The sequence below is a fragment of the Microcoleus sp. F10-B2 genome (assembly GCF_036704965.1).
GTDB lineage: Bacteria > Cyanobacteriota > Cyanobacteriia > Cyanobacteriales > Microcoleaceae > Microcoleus.
On the sequence record NZ_JAUBTB010000020.1, the window covers coordinates 14,785 to 30,774 of the forward strand.

Annotated in this window: 14 protein-coding genes; 6 read left to right on the forward strand and 8 right to left on the reverse strand. The window is 42.8% G+C overall.

The annotated features are described in order from the left end of the window. Positions 1-3: 3 nt before the first annotated feature. On the forward strand, positions 4-561 hold the full coding sequence (locus tag QUA99_RS10280) for a single-stranded DNA-binding protein (protein WP_333235963.1): 558 nt from the start codon (positions 4-6) through the stop codon (positions 559-561). Between the two features lie 166 nt (positions 562-727). Here the strand turns inward: QUA99_RS10280 and QUA99_RS10285 are convergent, their stop codons facing one another. Both QUA99_RS10285 and QUA99_RS10290 read right to left on the reverse strand, forming a co-directional pair. Further along, positions 728-1,075, reverse strand: coding sequence for a hypothetical protein (locus QUA99_RS10285; protein WP_333235961.1), 348 nt, complete (start codon positions 1,073-1,075; stop codon positions 728-730). A gap of 299 nt (positions 1,076-1,374) precedes the next feature. Beyond that, entirely contained in the window at positions 1,375-1,608 is a 234-nt protein-coding gene (locus tag QUA99_RS10290; RefSeq protein ID WP_333235960.1) for a hypothetical protein, read from the reverse strand. A 222-nt stretch (positions 1,609-1,830) separates the two neighbouring features. Between QUA99_RS10290 and QUA99_RS10295 the strand changes: the two genes are divergently transcribed. Next, positions 1,831-2,052, forward strand: a complete 222-nt coding sequence (locus QUA99_RS10295) for a helix-turn-helix transcriptional regulator (protein ID WP_333235959.1) — start codon at positions 1,831-1,833, stop codon at positions 2,050-2,052. A 43-nt stretch (positions 2,053-2,095) separates the two neighbouring features. Here the strand turns inward: QUA99_RS10295 and lipB are convergent, their stop codons facing one another. After that, positions 2,096-2,773: a lipoyl(octanoyl) transferase LipB gene (gene lipB / locus QUA99_RS10300; protein ID WP_333235958.1), complete on the reverse strand. Its 678-nt coding sequence runs from the start codon at positions 2,771-2,773 to the stop codon at positions 2,096-2,098. 151 nt (positions 2,774-2,924) lie between these two features. Here lipB and hpf point away from each other — a divergent pair, with 151 nt between their 5' ends. Next, on the forward strand, positions 2,925-3,578 hold the full coding sequence (gene hpf, locus QUA99_RS10305) for a ribosome hibernation-promoting factor, HPF/YfiA family (RefSeq protein WP_333235957.1): 654 nt from the start codon (positions 2,925-2,927) through the stop codon (positions 3,576-3,578). Between the two features lie 454 nt (positions 3,579-4,032). Further along, positions 4,033-4,464: a hypothetical protein gene (locus QUA99_RS10310; RefSeq protein ID WP_333235956.1), complete on the forward strand. Its 432-nt coding sequence runs from the start codon at positions 4,033-4,035 to the stop codon at positions 4,462-4,464. A gap of 303 nt (positions 4,465-4,767) precedes the next feature. Here the strand turns inward: QUA99_RS10310 and QUA99_RS10315 are convergent, their stop codons facing one another. Then, positions 4,768-5,226 carry a peroxiredoxin gene (locus QUA99_RS10315; RefSeq protein WP_333235955.1) on the reverse strand — a complete coding sequence of 153 codons (459 nt, stop codon included), beginning with the start codon at positions 5,224-5,226 and terminating at the stop codon, positions 4,768-4,770. 417 nt (positions 5,227-5,643) lie between these two features. After that, positions 5,644-6,540 (reverse strand): metal ABC transporter permease, encoded by an 897-nt coding sequence (locus tag QUA99_RS10320; protein ID WP_333235954.1) that lies wholly within the window; start codon positions 6,538-6,540, stop codon positions 5,644-5,646. Positions 6,541-6,642: 102 nt separating this feature from the next. Between QUA99_RS10320 and QUA99_RS10325 the strand changes: the two genes are divergently transcribed. Next, positions 6,643-6,906, forward strand: coding sequence for a hypothetical protein (locus QUA99_RS10325; RefSeq protein WP_333235953.1), 264 nt, complete (start codon positions 6,643-6,645; stop codon positions 6,904-6,906). Between the two features lie 42 nt (positions 6,907-6,948). Here the strand turns inward: QUA99_RS10325 and QUA99_RS10330 are convergent, their stop codons facing one another. After that, positions 6,949-7,758, reverse strand: coding sequence for a metal ABC transporter ATP-binding protein (locus tag QUA99_RS10330; RefSeq protein WP_333235952.1), 810 nt, complete (start codon positions 7,756-7,758; stop codon positions 6,949-6,951). 102 nt (positions 7,759-7,860) lie between these two features. Between QUA99_RS10330 and QUA99_RS10335 the strand changes: the two genes are divergently transcribed. Then, a complete protein-coding gene (locus QUA99_RS10335) occupies positions 7,861-9,096 on the forward strand; it encodes a metal ABC transporter substrate-binding protein (RefSeq protein WP_445250998.1) in 1,236 nt (411 codons plus the stop codon). Positions 9,097-9,283: 187 nt separating this feature from the next. Here the strand turns inward: QUA99_RS10335 and QUA99_RS10340 are convergent, their stop codons facing one another. Further along, on the reverse strand, positions 9,284-12,925 hold the full coding sequence (locus QUA99_RS10340; protein WP_333235951.1) for an ATP-binding protein: 3,642 nt from the start codon (positions 12,923-12,925) through the stop codon (positions 9,284-9,286). Next, positions 12,922-15,948: a hypothetical protein gene (locus tag QUA99_RS10345; protein WP_333235950.1), complete on the reverse strand. Its 3,027-nt coding sequence runs from the start codon at positions 15,946-15,948 to the stop codon at positions 12,922-12,924. Before QUA99_RS10345 ends, QUA99_RS10340 begins: the two co-directional genes overlap by 4 nt. Positions 15,949-15,990: the final 42 nt, after the last annotated feature.

The window sequence follows — 15,990 nt, forward strand, 5'->3', positions numbered from 1 at the left end:
CAGATGAATAGCTGCATTTTGATGGCGGAAATAATTCAACAACCGCAACTCCGTTATACTCCTGACAATCAACTTCAAATCGCTGAGATGCTGGTGCAGTTTCCCGGCCCAAAACCAGAAGATCCGCCAGAACATTTGAAAGTGATAGGATGGGGAAATTTTGCTCAAGAAATTCACGAGAAATATCGCGAGGGCGATCGCGTGATTATTGAGGGACGGCTGAGCATGAATACGATCGAAAGAGACGGGATTAAAGAAAAGCGTGCTGAACTGACAGCTCAAAGGATTTACAGTGTCGGTGCCGATGCCATGAGTGCGGCTCCCGCAACTAGAACCGCCCCGGAACCGGCTCAAATTCGCGACAGCGCGCCGGCTAATGTGCCGAGCAATGTAGTGCCTTTAGGCTCGCGGAACCGCAGTTCTAACAGCGCTCCAGGCGGCGCTAACCGCACGTCTAGTTCCGATTGGAACTCGCATCAATCTTCAAATTCTGAGTCCGATCGCCAGTCGGGTTCGTCTAACGAACCGGAAAATCCCGATTACGATCCGATTCCATTTTAAAAATTAGGGTGCGTCACTTTACGAGCGATCGCAAAACTTCGCAGTTCGATCGAAAGTGACGCACCTTAATTTAAGGGCGATTCCCTACGGGATAGCTTCGCACGCGCGTACTTCAGGAAAAAAAGGGCGATCCAATTTGGCCCAACTACGAGCTAAATTGCAAATTTTACAGCTCGATTGTCACAACTTTTTTCTTGCTTTTCTCGTCGCGCAGCACGACTGTATTGTAGGGTGATGTATCCGTCCCCAGCGGAATTGGCAGCTTAAAGCTGTCGCTCTTATGCTTAAGTGCGCCTAAATCAATGCTTTTCGTTATATTGCCATCTGTTGCCAGATAAGCGGTGAGTTCGCCTTTATAATCTTCAATCAAAAAGTCTCTGAAGAAAAGGACTTCCCCACCCTCCTCGGAATCGATAGCAAGGATGACCGTACCGCTAAACGTTGCCCCTTTTTGTTCTTCATCAACCGTCGCCATTTTAATTTCCGAGGGGTCTTGACCGGACATATCTGCCATAAATTTTTTCTCCAGAGCGGAGCGCAATAATTAACAAGAATCATACCTGATGCTAGGGGCGATCGCAAAACTCTTAGGACGTATTTCTGCATCGGTCTTGCTTCTCTCTAAGGTTAGAGAAGCCCGCGATCGCGCATTATACCTCCAAGTCTCGCAAACACCGCCGCGTTAATTCGATTCGATATTTAGCATCCTTATTCGGGAGTTTTTAAGTGATTGGGTGGAGAATTAAGCCTGATATTTTTGATAATTTAAGAGCGATCGCACTTTGCTAAATAAAGGGCGATCGCCCTTAAAGATTATTCTTTCCAGTAACGGGTCAAAATCCGCATTACTTCACCTGCTAGAGGGGACGGTAAAGGCGGACTCCATTCACCAACTTCTGCAAAACCCAAAACGTGCAGCAAATTGATGAGGCTTTCTACTCCTTTGGGAATCCCGCAAATCAACAATCGGATCGGTTGCTTTCCGATGGGCGCACCGGGAATTTCTTCGCGCAGGAGATCGGGAACTGACTTTGGCTGTGATATCATAAGTTTTAACTACACAAATAGTCGGATAGCGATCGCCCTTGAGTTTTCGAGGCAAAGGGGCGATCGCTTTTCCGTTTGTACATCCTCAGCATAGTTCATTGGCTGCTGCAAGTCAAGCGATCCGACAAAAAATATTGCCGATACGGCAAAACAAGTGTTAGTGAAGGTTGCAGGATGCTAACATCACCTTGCAAAGTCCTGGCTAGTAGTTGAGCACCCGCAGTGATCCGTTGGAAATTGGCAGTTGTGATGGCCGATCGCAATATCAGCAATAAAGAATTGGCGGCTAGAGTTGGGATGCACCCAACATCTGTTTCTAAAATCAAAACCCGCCGCCGGCTTACAAGAATTGATGAAACAACTCTTGATGCTTTGTGCAAAGCACTAAACTGCCAACCGGGAGATTTAATGGTGTATGAGGAAGACAATTCCGATCGCACTTAAACACCGACTGCGATCGAATGTGTAAGGTTGACAGCGACGCGCCCTACACATTCGATCGCACAATTTCCACTCCAAAAACGCGAGCAAACTCAGCGACAAGGATCGATCGCACTCGATCGACCTCAATTCCCGGAATAAACTGTTCTAAACTGCCAACAGGTCGATCGGGAATTCCGCAAGGTACAATTTGCCCAAAACCTGCAAGATCCGGACAAACATTTAAAGCAAAACCGTGCATCGTAATCCAGCGGCTGACTTTAATGCCGATCGCACCTACCTTGAACCCATCCACCCAAACCCCAGTCATACCGGGAATCCGCGAACCCTTCAACCCGCAAACTTCCAGCACCCCCAGCAGCACTTCCTCCAACTGTCGCAAATACCAGTGCAAATCAGGCTGGTGGCGCCGCAAATTTAAAATCGGATACCCCACCAATTGGCCCGGACAGTGGTAAGTCACCTCGCCGCCCCGTTCAACTCGGTGCAATTCCGGCTGAGTTTCGCTGTCAAATTTCAGAAATTCCAACTTCGCGCCCTGTCCCAAAGTGTACACCGGCGGATGTTCCACCAAAATCAGCACATCTGGCAAATCAGGGTTTTCCCGGCGCTCTTGCACGAGTTTGTGCTGGATTTCCCAAGCTTGGGAGTAGGGCACTTGTCCCCAATCGAGGAGCAAGCAGGGTTGTGCATTTAGCTGTTGAGGAACTGGAGGAGAAACCATGCAAAAAATCAATAGTATTTTTACGGAATATTGGCCCAGCTTAAATCAAGAATTGTCAACATATAATAAAAGATTTGGAAGATAAGTGTTTTCCAGAATACATAGTGCTATTGTATAAACTATACCCAAGTTACAGAAGGGAGGGAGCTCTATGAAGCTTGTTATCCAGGGTAAAAATATAGAAATCACCGATGCGATTCGCGAGTACGTCAATCAAAAGGTTGAAAAGGCAGTTAGCCATTTTCAAACTTTGACTACAGAAGTGGACATACATCTATCGGTGGCTCGTAACCCCAGGATCAATCCTAAGCAGACTGCTGAGGTGACAATTTATGCTAACGGCAGCGTTATTCGGGCTGAGGAAAGCACGGAAAGCCTTTATGCCAGCATCGATTTGGTTGCCGATAAGATAGCTCGTCAACTGCGGAAATTTAAGGAAAAACGCCACGACAACAAGACTCAGAGTAGTGTTAAAACAGTTACGGCAGTTGAGGAACATCCTGTAGTAGCAGATCTGATTGGCGATCGAACTCCCGAACTTCCTGCTGAGGTAGTGCGGACTAAGTATTTTGCAATGCCTCCAATGACTGTGCAAGAAGCTTTGGAACAATTGCAGATTATCGATCACGATTTCTATATGTTCCGTAATGCGGAAACAGGCGAAATTAACGTGCTCTACGAACGCAAGAGTCACGGCGGCTATGGAGTCATCCAACCCCGCCACAGCAACGGTAACGGTAATAGCAAAAATGGCAAAACTGCCGAAAGCGCTGCACCTGAAAAATCGAGTGTTGGGAAAAGCTAGATAATTGCTGACTGCTAATTGTTAATGGCTGCAAGTCGTTAGCAAAAAAGGACTAAAGTCCTTACTACGAACCACGAGTTTTTAGTAAGGACTTTAGTCCTTTCTTGGTTTTTTAGAGAATCAGGACTGAGGTGTTCACTACGAACAAGTGGTAAAATCTGTCTTTACCAGCTAGCTGTATCTCGCGACTAAATCTTTCGCTGCTTGTCGGTGTTTTTCTACCAAACTCGGCGGGGAAAGCACTTGGGGGCTATCCATATATCTTTGCACCCACAGCCTGAATTCGTTCAGGGAGCGATGGGGCAAATCTATCTGATAATTAACATACAGCAGCTTGCCAAAACTGTCGATCGGCCCTTCCTTAATTTTTTGTCGCGGGTGTCGCCGATTTCCCTCTAGGCTCCTTGCACTGTCTGGGGTGTAGAATGGAGGTCAAACTAATTGAATGGAATGTATGCGGAAGTTAGTTTTCTCAGATACAGAAATGTTTTATCGTGAGCTAAAGACAGCCTTGGAGCAAAGTGAGCAAGTTGAAGTTATTACAGACTACGAGCGATATTCAGACCTTCCAGAGAAGTTAAAAACCATTTTTGAGTTACACAAGAACAAATCGGGAGAGTGGGTAAATATATCTACAGGCGCATTCATCCCTTATTCTGCTGGAGTTACTGCGCTTAACTACTCTGCCCTCTATATTTTTGCTGGTGCAGGTGCAGGTGCTATTCTTGGATTTATAGTTGGTGGCCCTGTTGGAGCAGCAGTTGGCGGTGGTATCGGAGCCATAGTTGGAACTGTTGCTGTTGTGACATCAAGCGGAAGGCATCATGTAGATATAGAAATTGATGCGAATGGTAAACTCCGGCTTAAGATTAGCCCAATCGATTGAACAACGCGACACTCCTGGCCGGGCACGGCAATGCCGTTTCCCTACGGATGAGAACCTCTAATTTCTATGTATCAATATTTTTCATAATTAGTATAATATTTTCTCCTGTCAATCAAGCATCCCAGTCTGAGTCCAATATTCTTCAATAGACTTGAGCTAAAAAAGGGCGATTTATCCAACCATGTAAACAATAGATTGCGACTTCCGCGCCAATATCGAAGAAACCGGCTTTTTTAGCTAATCTGCTAGATACAACAAATCATTTTCGTAAAAAAAACCGGTTTCTGACCACCCGCGCGCCATCTAACTTTTGATGGTTTCTAAAGTTTTGAGTGCTTCTGCAACGTGTGCTTTGAAGTCTAACATCGAGTCAAAAATATGCTTGACAACGCCTTCTTTGTCAATGACATAAGTTACTCTACCGGGCATAATCCACAGGGTAGCTGGAACGCCGTACAATTGCCGCACTTTGTTGCCAGTATCGCTCAGCAGTGTAAATGGTAGCTGATATTTGGAGGCAAATTGCTGGTGCGATTGTTGCGAATCTTCGCTAATTCCTATGACTTCTGCACCTGCGTCTTTGAAGACTTCGTAGCTATCTCGAAAAGCGCAAGCTTGAGTCGTGCATCCGGGTGTGTCGTCTTTGGGGTAAAAGTAGACGATGACATTTTTTTGACCTCGAAAATCTTTGAGGCTGACTGATGTGCCAGTTTGAGATGGTAAGGTAAAATCTGGTGCGGTGTCTCCTACTTTGACTGTCATGTTTTTTAAATGAGTAGCTCTGTTTGCGTGAAATTTTAACTTTTGTTATTGTACAGTTTTTTTGAGCAATTGTTCGCAGGTGCGAGCGCCCCTTGCGACAGCCTCTCATTTTTGTTTTCTCGCACTCCTAGAAAAAACCGTTGTTACCAAATCGAGATGCTTCCGACGATTCGCAGTTAAGCGGATTAATTCGAGAGACTTTTTTGAACCGCACATCCACGGGGATTAACGAAGATTCTGATTAACAATGGGATGGGCGGCGCTGAAGCCTTACTACTGAGATGTTGCACCATTCTCAATAAACCTTTTAGGAACAGGCAAGATGCCTGTGAAGCGAGAAAATTCCCTCTTTGTGGAACAGGCATCTTGCCTGTTCTTGAGAATGGTGCAAGATGTGAGTTACTACAAAGTTAGTTGTTATCGGCCTTTAGTTAAATTTTTTAATTCCCGCCAGATTGGAGGAATTTGGCCGGAGTTGGTGCGGGGCTGGGTGAGGATTCCTTGAGTCGGACTGAACAGCAATGATAGGACGAATAATCCCGATGCAACTAAAACTATTGCGGGGCCGGATGGTAAGTTATAAAAGTAGCTGAGATACATCCCGCTAATGCTGGAAATCACTCCGATTATTGCGCCTAAAATCATTACTTGGTGCAGGCGAGTGACTAGGAGATAGGCGGTACTTGCAGGTGTAATTAATAGGGACAAAACAAGCACTACGCCAACGGCTTTGAGGCTGGCAACTATTGTGAGGGCGATGAGTACCATCAATCCGAAGTTGAGCAGGTTTACTGGCAAACCTGTGGCTTGAGATCCTAATGGATCGAATGTGTAAAATAGCAGTTCTTTGTAAAAGACTACTACAACTAATAAGACTACGGCGACTATGACGGCTGTGTCGATCGCATCTTCGACAGTAACACCGAGGATGTTGCCGAAAAGAAAGTGGTTGAGGTCGATTTTGTTGTCTTTTTGGACGATCGTAATTAAGGTGATGCCGAGGGCGAAGAAGGCTGAAAATACGATGCCCATTGCCGCGTCTTCTTTGATTGTCGATCGAGCTTTGATCCAAGCTATGATTACTGTACTCAAAACTCCCGCAATGAACGCGCCGATAAATATGTTCGCTCCGAGGATAAATGCGATCGCCAATCCGGGCAAAACCGAGTGGCTGATGGCGTCTCCGAGCAAGGCCAGCCGCTGTACCATTAGGTAGCTGCCGACGATCGCGCAGACGATGCCGACGAGAATGGCAATTACGAGCGATCGCTGCATGAATCCGTACTGCAACGGTTCAATTAAGGTTTGTATCATAAAATTATAAAATCACAGCTAATTAATGACTAACAACCAAAGCAACCCGGTTTTATCTGAGATGTTGCACCATTCTCAATCAGCTTTTTAGGAACAGGCATCTTGCCTGTTCCACAAGAAAGAAAATTCACTCTTTGTGGAACAGCCATCTTGCCTGTTCTTGAGAATGATGCAAGATGTGAGTTTGATCCGAGATTTATCGTTGCCCAATTCAAGATTATCAAAAAAACCGGGTTCAAGAGTGCAACTCCTAGATTAATGACCAAGAATTTCCAAGGTGGTACCCGCCACGCGATTTATCCGTGGAATCAATCCAAAATCGAAAATCCTCAAGAAAGAGCATTTATCTCGCGCAAGTCAATCTAAAATCTAAAATCTAAAATCTAAAATCGATTGACTGCTGGCTAATCAAGCTGCTTGTCCGGCAAAGAACATTACTTGTCCGCCGTAGGCGCGGTAAAGGTTTTCTTGGGTTAGCACTTCTTGGCGAGGACCAGCGGCAATCAGTTCTGTATTGAGCAAAATTAAATCGTCAAAATTAGTGATTGATTCGCCTAAGTCGTGGTTGACTACTAAGACGATTTTCCCGGCATTTGCTAGCTGGTGGAATATCTCAAAAATGATATTTTGAGTTTTTTGGTCAACGCCGACAAACGGCTCGTCAAAGCAGAAAATAGCGGCTTCTTGGGCTAAGGCTCTAGCTAGAAATACTCGCTGTTGCTGTCCGCCGGAAAGTTGTCCGATCGGTCGGTTTTTGTAAGCACTCATACCTACTCTTTCTAAGGCATCGGAGGCAGTGCGGCGGCTAGCTGCCGAGAAGCGGCGAAACCACCCGGCTTTTCTGACTCTTCCCATCATCACGACATCCCAAACGGTGGCGGGATAGTTCCAGTCAATTTGCGATCGCTGGGGCACGTAGGCTACTGTTTCGAGTCGATCGGCGATCGCTTCTTCCCCCCAGGTAACAGTGCCGCGAGCTGCGGGAATTAAGCCCAACATTGCTTTGATCAGCGTGCTTTTGCCGGCACCGTTGGGCCCAATAATACCCGTCAGCCTTCCCGGTTTGACGGAAAGACTGATATCTTTGAGTGCCTCTACCGTGCGGTAGTTTACTGCTAAGTGCTTAACAGTGATAATTTCAGTGTCGGTAGCGCTGTCTTTGAGGTGGCAAACCATTTGAGACCAAGGATTTTCGTTGGGGAAGGCGGCGGTATTCATGGGGGTGACTATATCTCCTTTTTATTAAGTTTACTGTAAAAATGAAAAGAATATGAAATCATCGGTAAATAGGAATAATCGGGAACGCACCAGAGGTAGATAATGCGACAGTCCAAGCTGGAAACCCCTCAAACCATAGGTTTTGTGGCGAAAATCTCAAGTCGGTTAAAACTTCTCATATCTTCCACCATTCTCAATCAGAGGCAAGAGGCCTGTGAAGCGAAGACTGAGTTTTCTTGTGGGGTGGGCATCCTGCCCGCCCATAGAAGGGTGATTGAGAATGGTGCCAGATGTGAGTTAAAACCGACGGCAATTGTAAAGCAATCCTATCAAGGGGAGTTTAGCTGTGAGTGGGGGATTGAAACCTCCCGCCCTGGATTGAACAAGTCCAAGGTATTTTGGATGAGAACTATTGCTTGCGGCATTTTGACTGTGGGTTTATTTAGTTGCGCCCAAACCCAGGGCGGCCTCTCTCCAGAGGCAGATGCTAAACCCAAGGTAGTTGCTACCAGCACAATTATTGAGGATTTGACCGATCGAGTAGCGGGCGGCGAAGTTCAGCTAACAGGAATTTTGCAGCCGGGAACCGATCCTCACGTTTACGAACCTGTGCCAAAAGATTCTCAAGCTTTAGAACAAGCTAACTTAATTTTGTATAACGGTTACAATTTGGAACCGGGATTAATTAGGATAATGAATGCCGCCGGAATTAAGGCGCGGAAATTAGCAGTGGGGGAAGTTGTCAAGCCTTTGCTACTGAATAAAGAAGGCAATACCGTACCCGATCCGCACGTTTGGGGAAATGTGGAAAATGTAGTTCAAATGGTGGAAGCAATTCGGGATGCGCTAATCGAACTCTCGCCAGAAGATCGGGAGAAGTTTACGCAGAATGCTGTGAAACTTACTGAAGAGTTAAAACGCTTGGATATTTGGATCGAACAAGAGATTAAAACTATCCCCGAAAATCAGCGCAAATTAGTAACTACTCACGATGCTTTTCAATATTACAGCAGGATTTACGGATTGGGAATTGCTGACAGTTTGATCGGGATTAGTACGGAGGAACAACCGAGCGCTCAAACGGTGCAAAAGTTAGTAGAATCGGTGAAAGCTGCGGGAGTTCCTGCTATTTTTGCCGAGACTACAATTAACCCGCAACTGATTAGAACTGTGGCGGAGGAAGCGGGGGTGAAATTGGCGGCGCAGCAACTTTATTCGGATTCGATTGGGGCGCCCGGAAGCGAGGGCGATTCTTATGTGAAAATGATGTCGGCTAATACTCGCACCATCGTTGAAGCTTTGGGGGGAAAATACACGCCGTTTGAAGTTAGCAAGTAGCAAGTAGGGTGCCCCGGAAGAGTTTTATTTTCTCTGCGGGGTGACAGCTAGCTGACGCAGCCTACAAGTTTCAGTAGGCTTGCATTGCATAAGTCTTTGATTGGTACAGAAACCGCAGATGCAAGGCATAGAAACACAGATAAACGCCGATTATTGAAGGAATTGAAAGTTTGGGAATGCGAGAGGTCTAGTTTACCTGCTTCGACAAAATTAAATTAAGCACGTTCAATTCGTTGGAACTTAAAAGATATTTATCTGTAAATATTTTTCCCCTCATCTGCTCTAAACTGTAACTTCTAAACACAACAAACGGGAAATTTTGATACTTATCTCCTATAGGCAGAACATTACCGACAGGATATAGTGCCCGGACATATGCAGTCAAGATATCTCGAAAATGTTGGTATTTCGGTTCTTCCGGGTTGGTGGCAAAATATTTTCTGAATACTTCACCAGCAATAAATGCAAACAATGGCAAGGCATAATACTGGTCATTACGCTGGCTGCTTTCCTCAAATCTCTGTGTTTTTTTATTAACAGGCTCCATCAGTTTTTTCACTAACTCCATAGCATCCTTAATCGCAAATTGCAAACTCTCTGGATACGCACTGCTACGGCTAATTTCCTCCATATTTTGCCAAAGTTGACCGTTAGCATGGGTGGCGATATTGACGAGGGACATCGTGTAGGTTTCCTCTAAGATTTTGGAGGAAATAGGCACCACTAACAAACCGCCACTAATGTAGCCGAGTTCGAGGTTGCTAAGGCTCAATAACTGCTCGAAACCTTTACTTACTAACTGTGAAAACTCACTGTTAAAAAAATCGCGCTGTGAAAGATACGAAGTCTGAGATTTACCGCTGGAGTCAACATTATCTCTCAATTCAAAATCAGCTTGACCCAACAAATCTTCTAGACTGCTATAGACTTGTTGTAAACGCCGATCGCTCCTGTGACTCCTGTACTCGCTCTTCAACTGATCGATTAACTTTTTCATTTGGGATGAGAATGTTTCACCAGCAGCTAACACAGACTTGCCACCGATCGGTATTATAATAAATTTATCTTGACCGATTTGCCCGCAACCATAAATTCGCGTCGTTATAGAGGCTTTCAAAATCAACAGGATATTTAAAAGACTCAGTTTGCTTTCCTGTATAGATATCTCCTGGTTGTCTTCAAAATAAACTGAACGCTCGCCCAAATAGAAAATTAATTCTTTGTCCTGATTATCAATCTCATCATCCCCGCGACCCCTATAAATCACCTGAATCACTTCCATCAGGTTTTTCTCTATTTCAAACCTGGGAATTTCAACCAAAATGTGTTTAGCCTTGGGAAAAGATAGCCCCCGACTACCTGAAGCAGTCATAAACACTACTTTCACATCTTCTTTGCATTTTTGGATTAAATCTTTTTCCTCCTCACCAATGTTAACGTGTATTTCTATATAATCTGTTCCTTTTTGAAACCGACCTCGATGCTCTCTAATTTTATCTATTAATTTTACCAATCTTTGTTTGTCCTGAATATAGACTATCAGTTGCTCAACATCAGAGCGTTTTAAGAGAGCTTCTATATCCTCTAAAATTTCATCTTGCATTTTGTTTACTAAATTATTATTTCGCTCTACCAAGGCGTCTTCAATAAACTTACAAGACTCAACAAAAACTTTATAGGTGATACCTAAGCTTTTAGCAGGATAGGAGTTAGCATTGATAACAGTTGCGTCAGTACCTTTAAACTTAAAATGCTCCTCAGACAGAGGAAAAGCAGGATTTGAAGCCCTGCGAAAATAGATTTTATCAGGTTCAGCCGAGGGATCGTCCAAGTGTTGGTTGATTACAGCAGGATCAACTATAGAAGCATCTGCAACAATCACTTTTGTGTTAAATCCGTGTTCCGAATTATCCCTCAACCCATACCTGGCTAGGATATCGTTGATGCCGTTTAAAAACTCTACTCCTCCCTCATCCCCTGTAATTTCATCTATCATGATAAACAAATGCTTAAGGCGACTAGATATATCTTTCATGCGATCGGGAAGAACTAAATTTTCGCTTTCGATGTAAGCATTCCTAAAAATTTTTTCAAAATGTTTTAACGTGTCGCCTGCATCAGTTTTTTTTAAAGATTGGATGGAAACAGTAGCGACAATGTTGTTTGAATGTTGACCATTTATCAGGGTAGAGATCGCTTCACAAATGCTGTTGAGTACGCCCTTAGTTTTCAGTCCAGTATCTTCAATAACATTTTCTGTTTGTCTTTTGAGTCGGTTCGATCGCCTACCTTGACGCTCATTTTGTCTGCTATCTTCAAACTGAACGGCTTGCCATCTAAAATTTTCTTGATGCTGATTTGAGAGATACTGCACAGTATATTGACCGCCGCTATCTTTAATTAGGTCGCTATGAGTATTGATTGCGAATAGTTTGTCATCGCACAAACAGTCGGTACCTGCTTTTTTAAACTTGTCGATGATATCTAGATTTACCTGCTTCCGGGGACTGACATAAAAGAAGAGAAATCCATCGTCCATGTGATTTTTGAGAAAATTGGCGATCGCAGTTGTCTTGCCAATACCGGGATTGCCAGTCAAAAAGATATAAGTAGCGGCAGATTCTAGAGCTTTTTCTATGAGTTGAGCATGAGCATCCCGCAGTTTCACAGTGCCGAGCAATCCTAACTGCTGCATCAATTCATCCGGTACAATTCCCACCGAGTTGAAAAAATCCTCAAGTCGCTCTGTATGACGCACAACATTTATTTGGTCTGCTGAAATTGCTAACAGATAGTCAACAAACTCTTGACCGCGAGCGAAACTGTGGTAAGCACTCCGCTTGATTTTATTTAAAACTTTCCTGCGAGCATCGTTTATCTCTTCATCCTTTAAATCATGCTTGTAAATCAGGTGACAAGTTTTCAAAACATCTAAATTTTCTGGACGGACAGACATAGCACTAATTCCGCGATCTGTATATCCCACCGCATTAAATATCACCCGCGAATCGTCAGCAAGCATCCCCGTCTCTCGGAGAAACTCATAGAAACTATGAGCGTAGCCGCCAGCCTGAATTAACTTAGCACTCTCCTTGTCATAATACTTAAAAGCAGTAAAGTATGTCTTCAAGCCTTCTGAAAACTCGACTTTACAACTTTCAGTATCTATGCGAAGTTGAGAAAACACGCTTTTCGATCGCAAGTAATTAATATCTCGTCCCAACGAACGCCTGATAATCTCTAAATAGTCCAGATTTGTAACATCCTCAGATGTTCTAATCGAAAACACAGACAAGTCTACACAAAGAATCCTAAAGTGCTTCTGGCGATATCGCAGCAATATGAGAGTATCCGCTCTCAGAAACTCGCCTTTCTGTTTGTAACGTCCAATATACTGAGAAATATTTTCAATCTGGTCAAATTGAGATAAGACTTCTCCAAACCACTGTTCCTCACCTTTAGTGTAAGTGCCAATACTGCTCTCATCGCAAAAACAGCACTGGTAATACAAAATTTCCAGATGTCGCAGTTTGTTTGGCTCGTTCCAACCTGTAGATTCCAGGTACTCTCTAAAAAAGTTTAAACCTGATATAAAACCTTTTTGTAGGAAAAATACGCTCCACTTTTCAGCCATCTTCCTTTCTAAGGGACTGATTATTTTATCGGTAATTTTTCTGAGGATCTTCGGAAAGCTTAACTGCTGCAATTCCTGAAGGTATAAGTTTTCAAAATTATGCTTAATTTTCTTCTCTTTAATGCAGGCAAGAATCCCAATATTAAACCCTAGTTCAAACAAGCGCCCTAAATCTTCTGCTATCTTAGATTTCATGAATGCGTGCCTCCTTCCGGTGTATTTAATACTTCTTTAACTTTGGTTAAAAACGCCAAGGCATTAAACTCCGCAGTTCCTCCCATATGCTTGTACAAAGATAGCTTGCCTACTGATTGATCTCCAATCAGGTTTTCGTAAGGGTCTAGTTTAAAACTAATTTTACCAGTTCTACCACTTTCTTTTTCGTATCTCGAAAAGTGGAACAAAGTCAAATACTGCAAAATGTCATTTTTGAGTTGAGTATTAGAAATTAATCCCTGATGAATATGTTCATCATCTAGTATATCTTTATAGATATTTAACAAAGTAGCATAGGAAATTACACCCCTATAGTTGCGTTCTGCCTCTGAACCTACTATCAGTCCGTTAAACAGGTTAAAAAATACAACTGAGCGCTTGCTAGGGTCTTTGACTAGAGCTGTCAATTCCAGCGTATCCTGAATGTACAAAGAATTTACTCCCAATGTTTCTGATAGCTTGACTGCATAGTATTTATCAAAAAACATCGGGTAAATTTTGATATCATTATAGTTTTCCTTAAAATATTTAATCACATCTTTCGACATGAAGAATAAAGCATCTTCTTTTTGAGTCATGTGCAAGGTACTAGAATAGGGAGCTTTGGCAATATAAAGAAAGTGCCTGAATCCCATTTCGTAAACTTCCCCTATTTGATCCCGCACAACTGTGGGTTCTTTAAACATCTGTTCGTGTTCGTAGGTTTCAGAGAATGTTTTGAGCAATTGTAGCCTCACAGAACCATCCTTTTGACGCCTCGCTCCCACAATTTCTCCCTGCAAATTCGACAGCTTTTGCTCGCTATTCCACTTAGCATCGCTTTCCCGACTGGAAACTATAACTATAGCGAGTTTATCCAGTTCTTTTGGAGAGTCTGACTCGTTGTCAAAGGTAAACTTTTTAGGCAGCACAGAATACAGAGAACTCATCACATTGGCAGCTTTGTATTCTATATTCCTGATATCAATACCCTGAGAATTAGAACGATGTTCCTCATTTAGTAAATGCGACAACCTTTTAGATAAAGAACGCATGAACTCTTCTACGGGCGAATCAGATTGTTGGTTACTAAGTTGTAGCCGCAGTATGGGAATGAATAATCTACTCTGCTTTTCCAAAAGTAGCTTCAGGGAAGTATATGCAAGTAAATCGAAAGTAAACCGATACACAAAACTTTTTTTATCCTCCCACTTATTGCTAGCTAGGCTGTAGGGAAAAGCAACTAATTTTCGTTTTTTAAACAGGTTATCATATGTTTTTCGGGACAAGTCCTCTTTTGGCATTAGCAGCACTGGTAGAGCTTTAACACCTGTGATATCATACTCCATACTGAAGCTTTGTAAGTCATCAGTAGAAAAATAATGAACATCACTAATTTCAATTTGAGCTGTCAGAGTACACAGGGAATTTTGAGCAGCATTTGCTTTACCAATAGCTATATATTTTAATGCTTTTTTCTCTTTGCTTCCGAAAACCGACTGAAAAAATGTAGAGTTTGTAGAAATCTTGTCAATACTCTGCTCTAAAATGCTGCTTTTTACCGAAATGTGGAGCGGAAATTCTTTCGGTAAGTTCTTTTGTTTTAGAAGTTTTTGCAGGAGATTTTTGAGCGTGTCTATTTTAGAGGCAATGTTATATTGTTCAAAATATTTTTTGATGTCTTGTAAAACTTTTTTTTTCGCTGATTCATCAGACCCGTTAAAAGTTTTTAGTACGTTTTCTTCAAATTCTGGAATAGGATTGTATTCTAAGTCCGAGTTAACTATATAACCCTCTGATGAGGGGTCTTTTCCGGCAAAAACGAAGTAGTACAAAAATACTAACTTCAATAGCTTTCTAGCAAAAATTTCTTTTCTAGCAGGCTTATCAAGTTCGGCTTTGTGTTCCTCACTTTCAGGGTCAAGCAGATTGAGATAATACTCAAAGACTGTTTTGCCACCATAGGCTTGAACTGGGTTATTAAACTTGAGCTTTAGTCCAAAAACAAACTGAATATCTCCCTTATTTTCGTCTTTGGTTTCTCCTAAATATCCTTCTATTTTGGGAATAATCGGCAGCATATCGAATGCTTCAGCACGAGCAAAAGCATCTCGGTAATTCAAGTCGGTGCCCGCATAGTTGACCGAGTAATCACCGTCGCCTTTTTCGAGATTGCTGATATATTTATCAATGAGCTTGAGACGCCGGATTAGGTCTTCTAAATAGATTACCCCCTCATTATTTGACGCGCTATTGCTTGTGCTAACGTTGTCTTGGAGAAATTCTAAATAACATATCTGTGCCTGTTTTTTTAGTTTGCCTATACTTTCGGTATCTACAATTTCTTTGAGTTTGTAAAAATCTGATTTAGAGTCTTCCTCTAAGTCTCTAAGAATATAATCCAAGTCTTCGCGATCGCTCTCACTAGCGCTAGCAAACTGAAATTTGACATAATTTTCTAAGCCTTGTTTTAGCTCAGTGTTAAATTTACTGGTGTTGCCAACGGTGATAGTTAGTTTATGAAATTTTAGCAGTTCTTTGCTGCTAGAATTTTTTTTGATACTCAATCGCTGCTTTTGCAACCCTGAATATTTTCCAAATGGATAGCTAAAGTCTAACTTGGGATAGGGACTCTTTAGTTTCGGCAAATCTGTAATTAAGCTAGCCACATACTGTTTGATATCAAGCTGTTGATTATGTTGCTTAATTGCCGAATCCAACAAAGCTTGCAAACTATTTTTAATCTGTGTAATTTGACCTGGAAAACGTTCTTTGAAACCAGGAGTAAAATTGACTGTGGCAGTACGAACACTCCGCTCGGAAGCACCTAAAGGATTTTCTACGGGCAAACCTGCGACTTCTTCGGCTATGCTGTCAATGTCGATGAGCAGACGATCGCCATTACCATGTATCTTAAAAGGATTCTGAGTCTCTGGCTTCTCTAAAACTTCTAAAATCTTGTCCAATATGTCACTACAGTCAACCGCAACTAAATCCCCGCCTGCCGTTCTTAGGGTATTCACTCTGCAACCTCCTCGCACCGCTTGACAACTTATGCAATTCAG

Bases quoted from the DNA above. Each gene is read 5' to 3' on its own strand.
- lipB (WP_333235958.1), bottom strand. From the start codon at position 2,773: ATGGTTTCTCCTCCAGTTCCTCAACAGCTAAATGCACAACCCTGCTTG.
- QUA99_RS10335 (WP_445250998.1), top strand. From the start codon at position 7,861: ATGCGACAGTCCAAGCTGGAAACCCCTCAAACCATAGGTTTTGTGGCG.
- QUA99_RS10280 (WP_333235963.1), top strand. From the start codon at position 4: ATGAATAGCTGCATTTTGATGGCGGAAATAATTCAACAACCGCAACTC.
- QUA99_RS10290 (WP_333235960.1), bottom strand. From the start codon at position 1,608: ATGATATCACAGCCAAAGTCAGTTCCCGATCTCCTGCGCGAAGAAATT.
- QUA99_RS10315 (WP_333235955.1), bottom strand. From the start codon at position 5,226: ATGACAGTCAAAGTAGGAGACACCGCACCAGATTTTACCTTACCATCT.
- QUA99_RS10320 (WP_333235954.1), bottom strand. From the start codon at position 6,540: ATGATACAAACCTTAATTGAACCGTTGCAGTACGGATTCATGCAGCGA.
- hpf (WP_333235957.1), top strand. From the start codon at position 2,925: ATGAAGCTTGTTATCCAGGGTAAAAATATAGAAATCACCGATGCGATT.
- QUA99_RS10330 (WP_333235952.1), bottom strand. From the start codon at position 7,758: ATGAATACCGCCGCCTTCCCCAACGAAAATCCTTGGTCTCAAATGGTT.
- QUA99_RS10310 (WP_333235956.1), top strand. From the start codon at position 4,033: ATGCGGAAGTTAGTTTTCTCAGATACAGAAATGTTTTATCGTGAGCTA.
- QUA99_RS10285 (WP_333235961.1), bottom strand. From the start codon at position 1,075: ATGGCAGATATGTCCGGTCAAGACCCCTCGGAAATTAAAATGGCGACG.
- QUA99_RS10340 (WP_333235951.1), bottom strand. From the start codon at position 12,925: ATGAAATCTAAGATAGCAGAAGATTTAGGGCGCTTGTTTGAACTAGGG.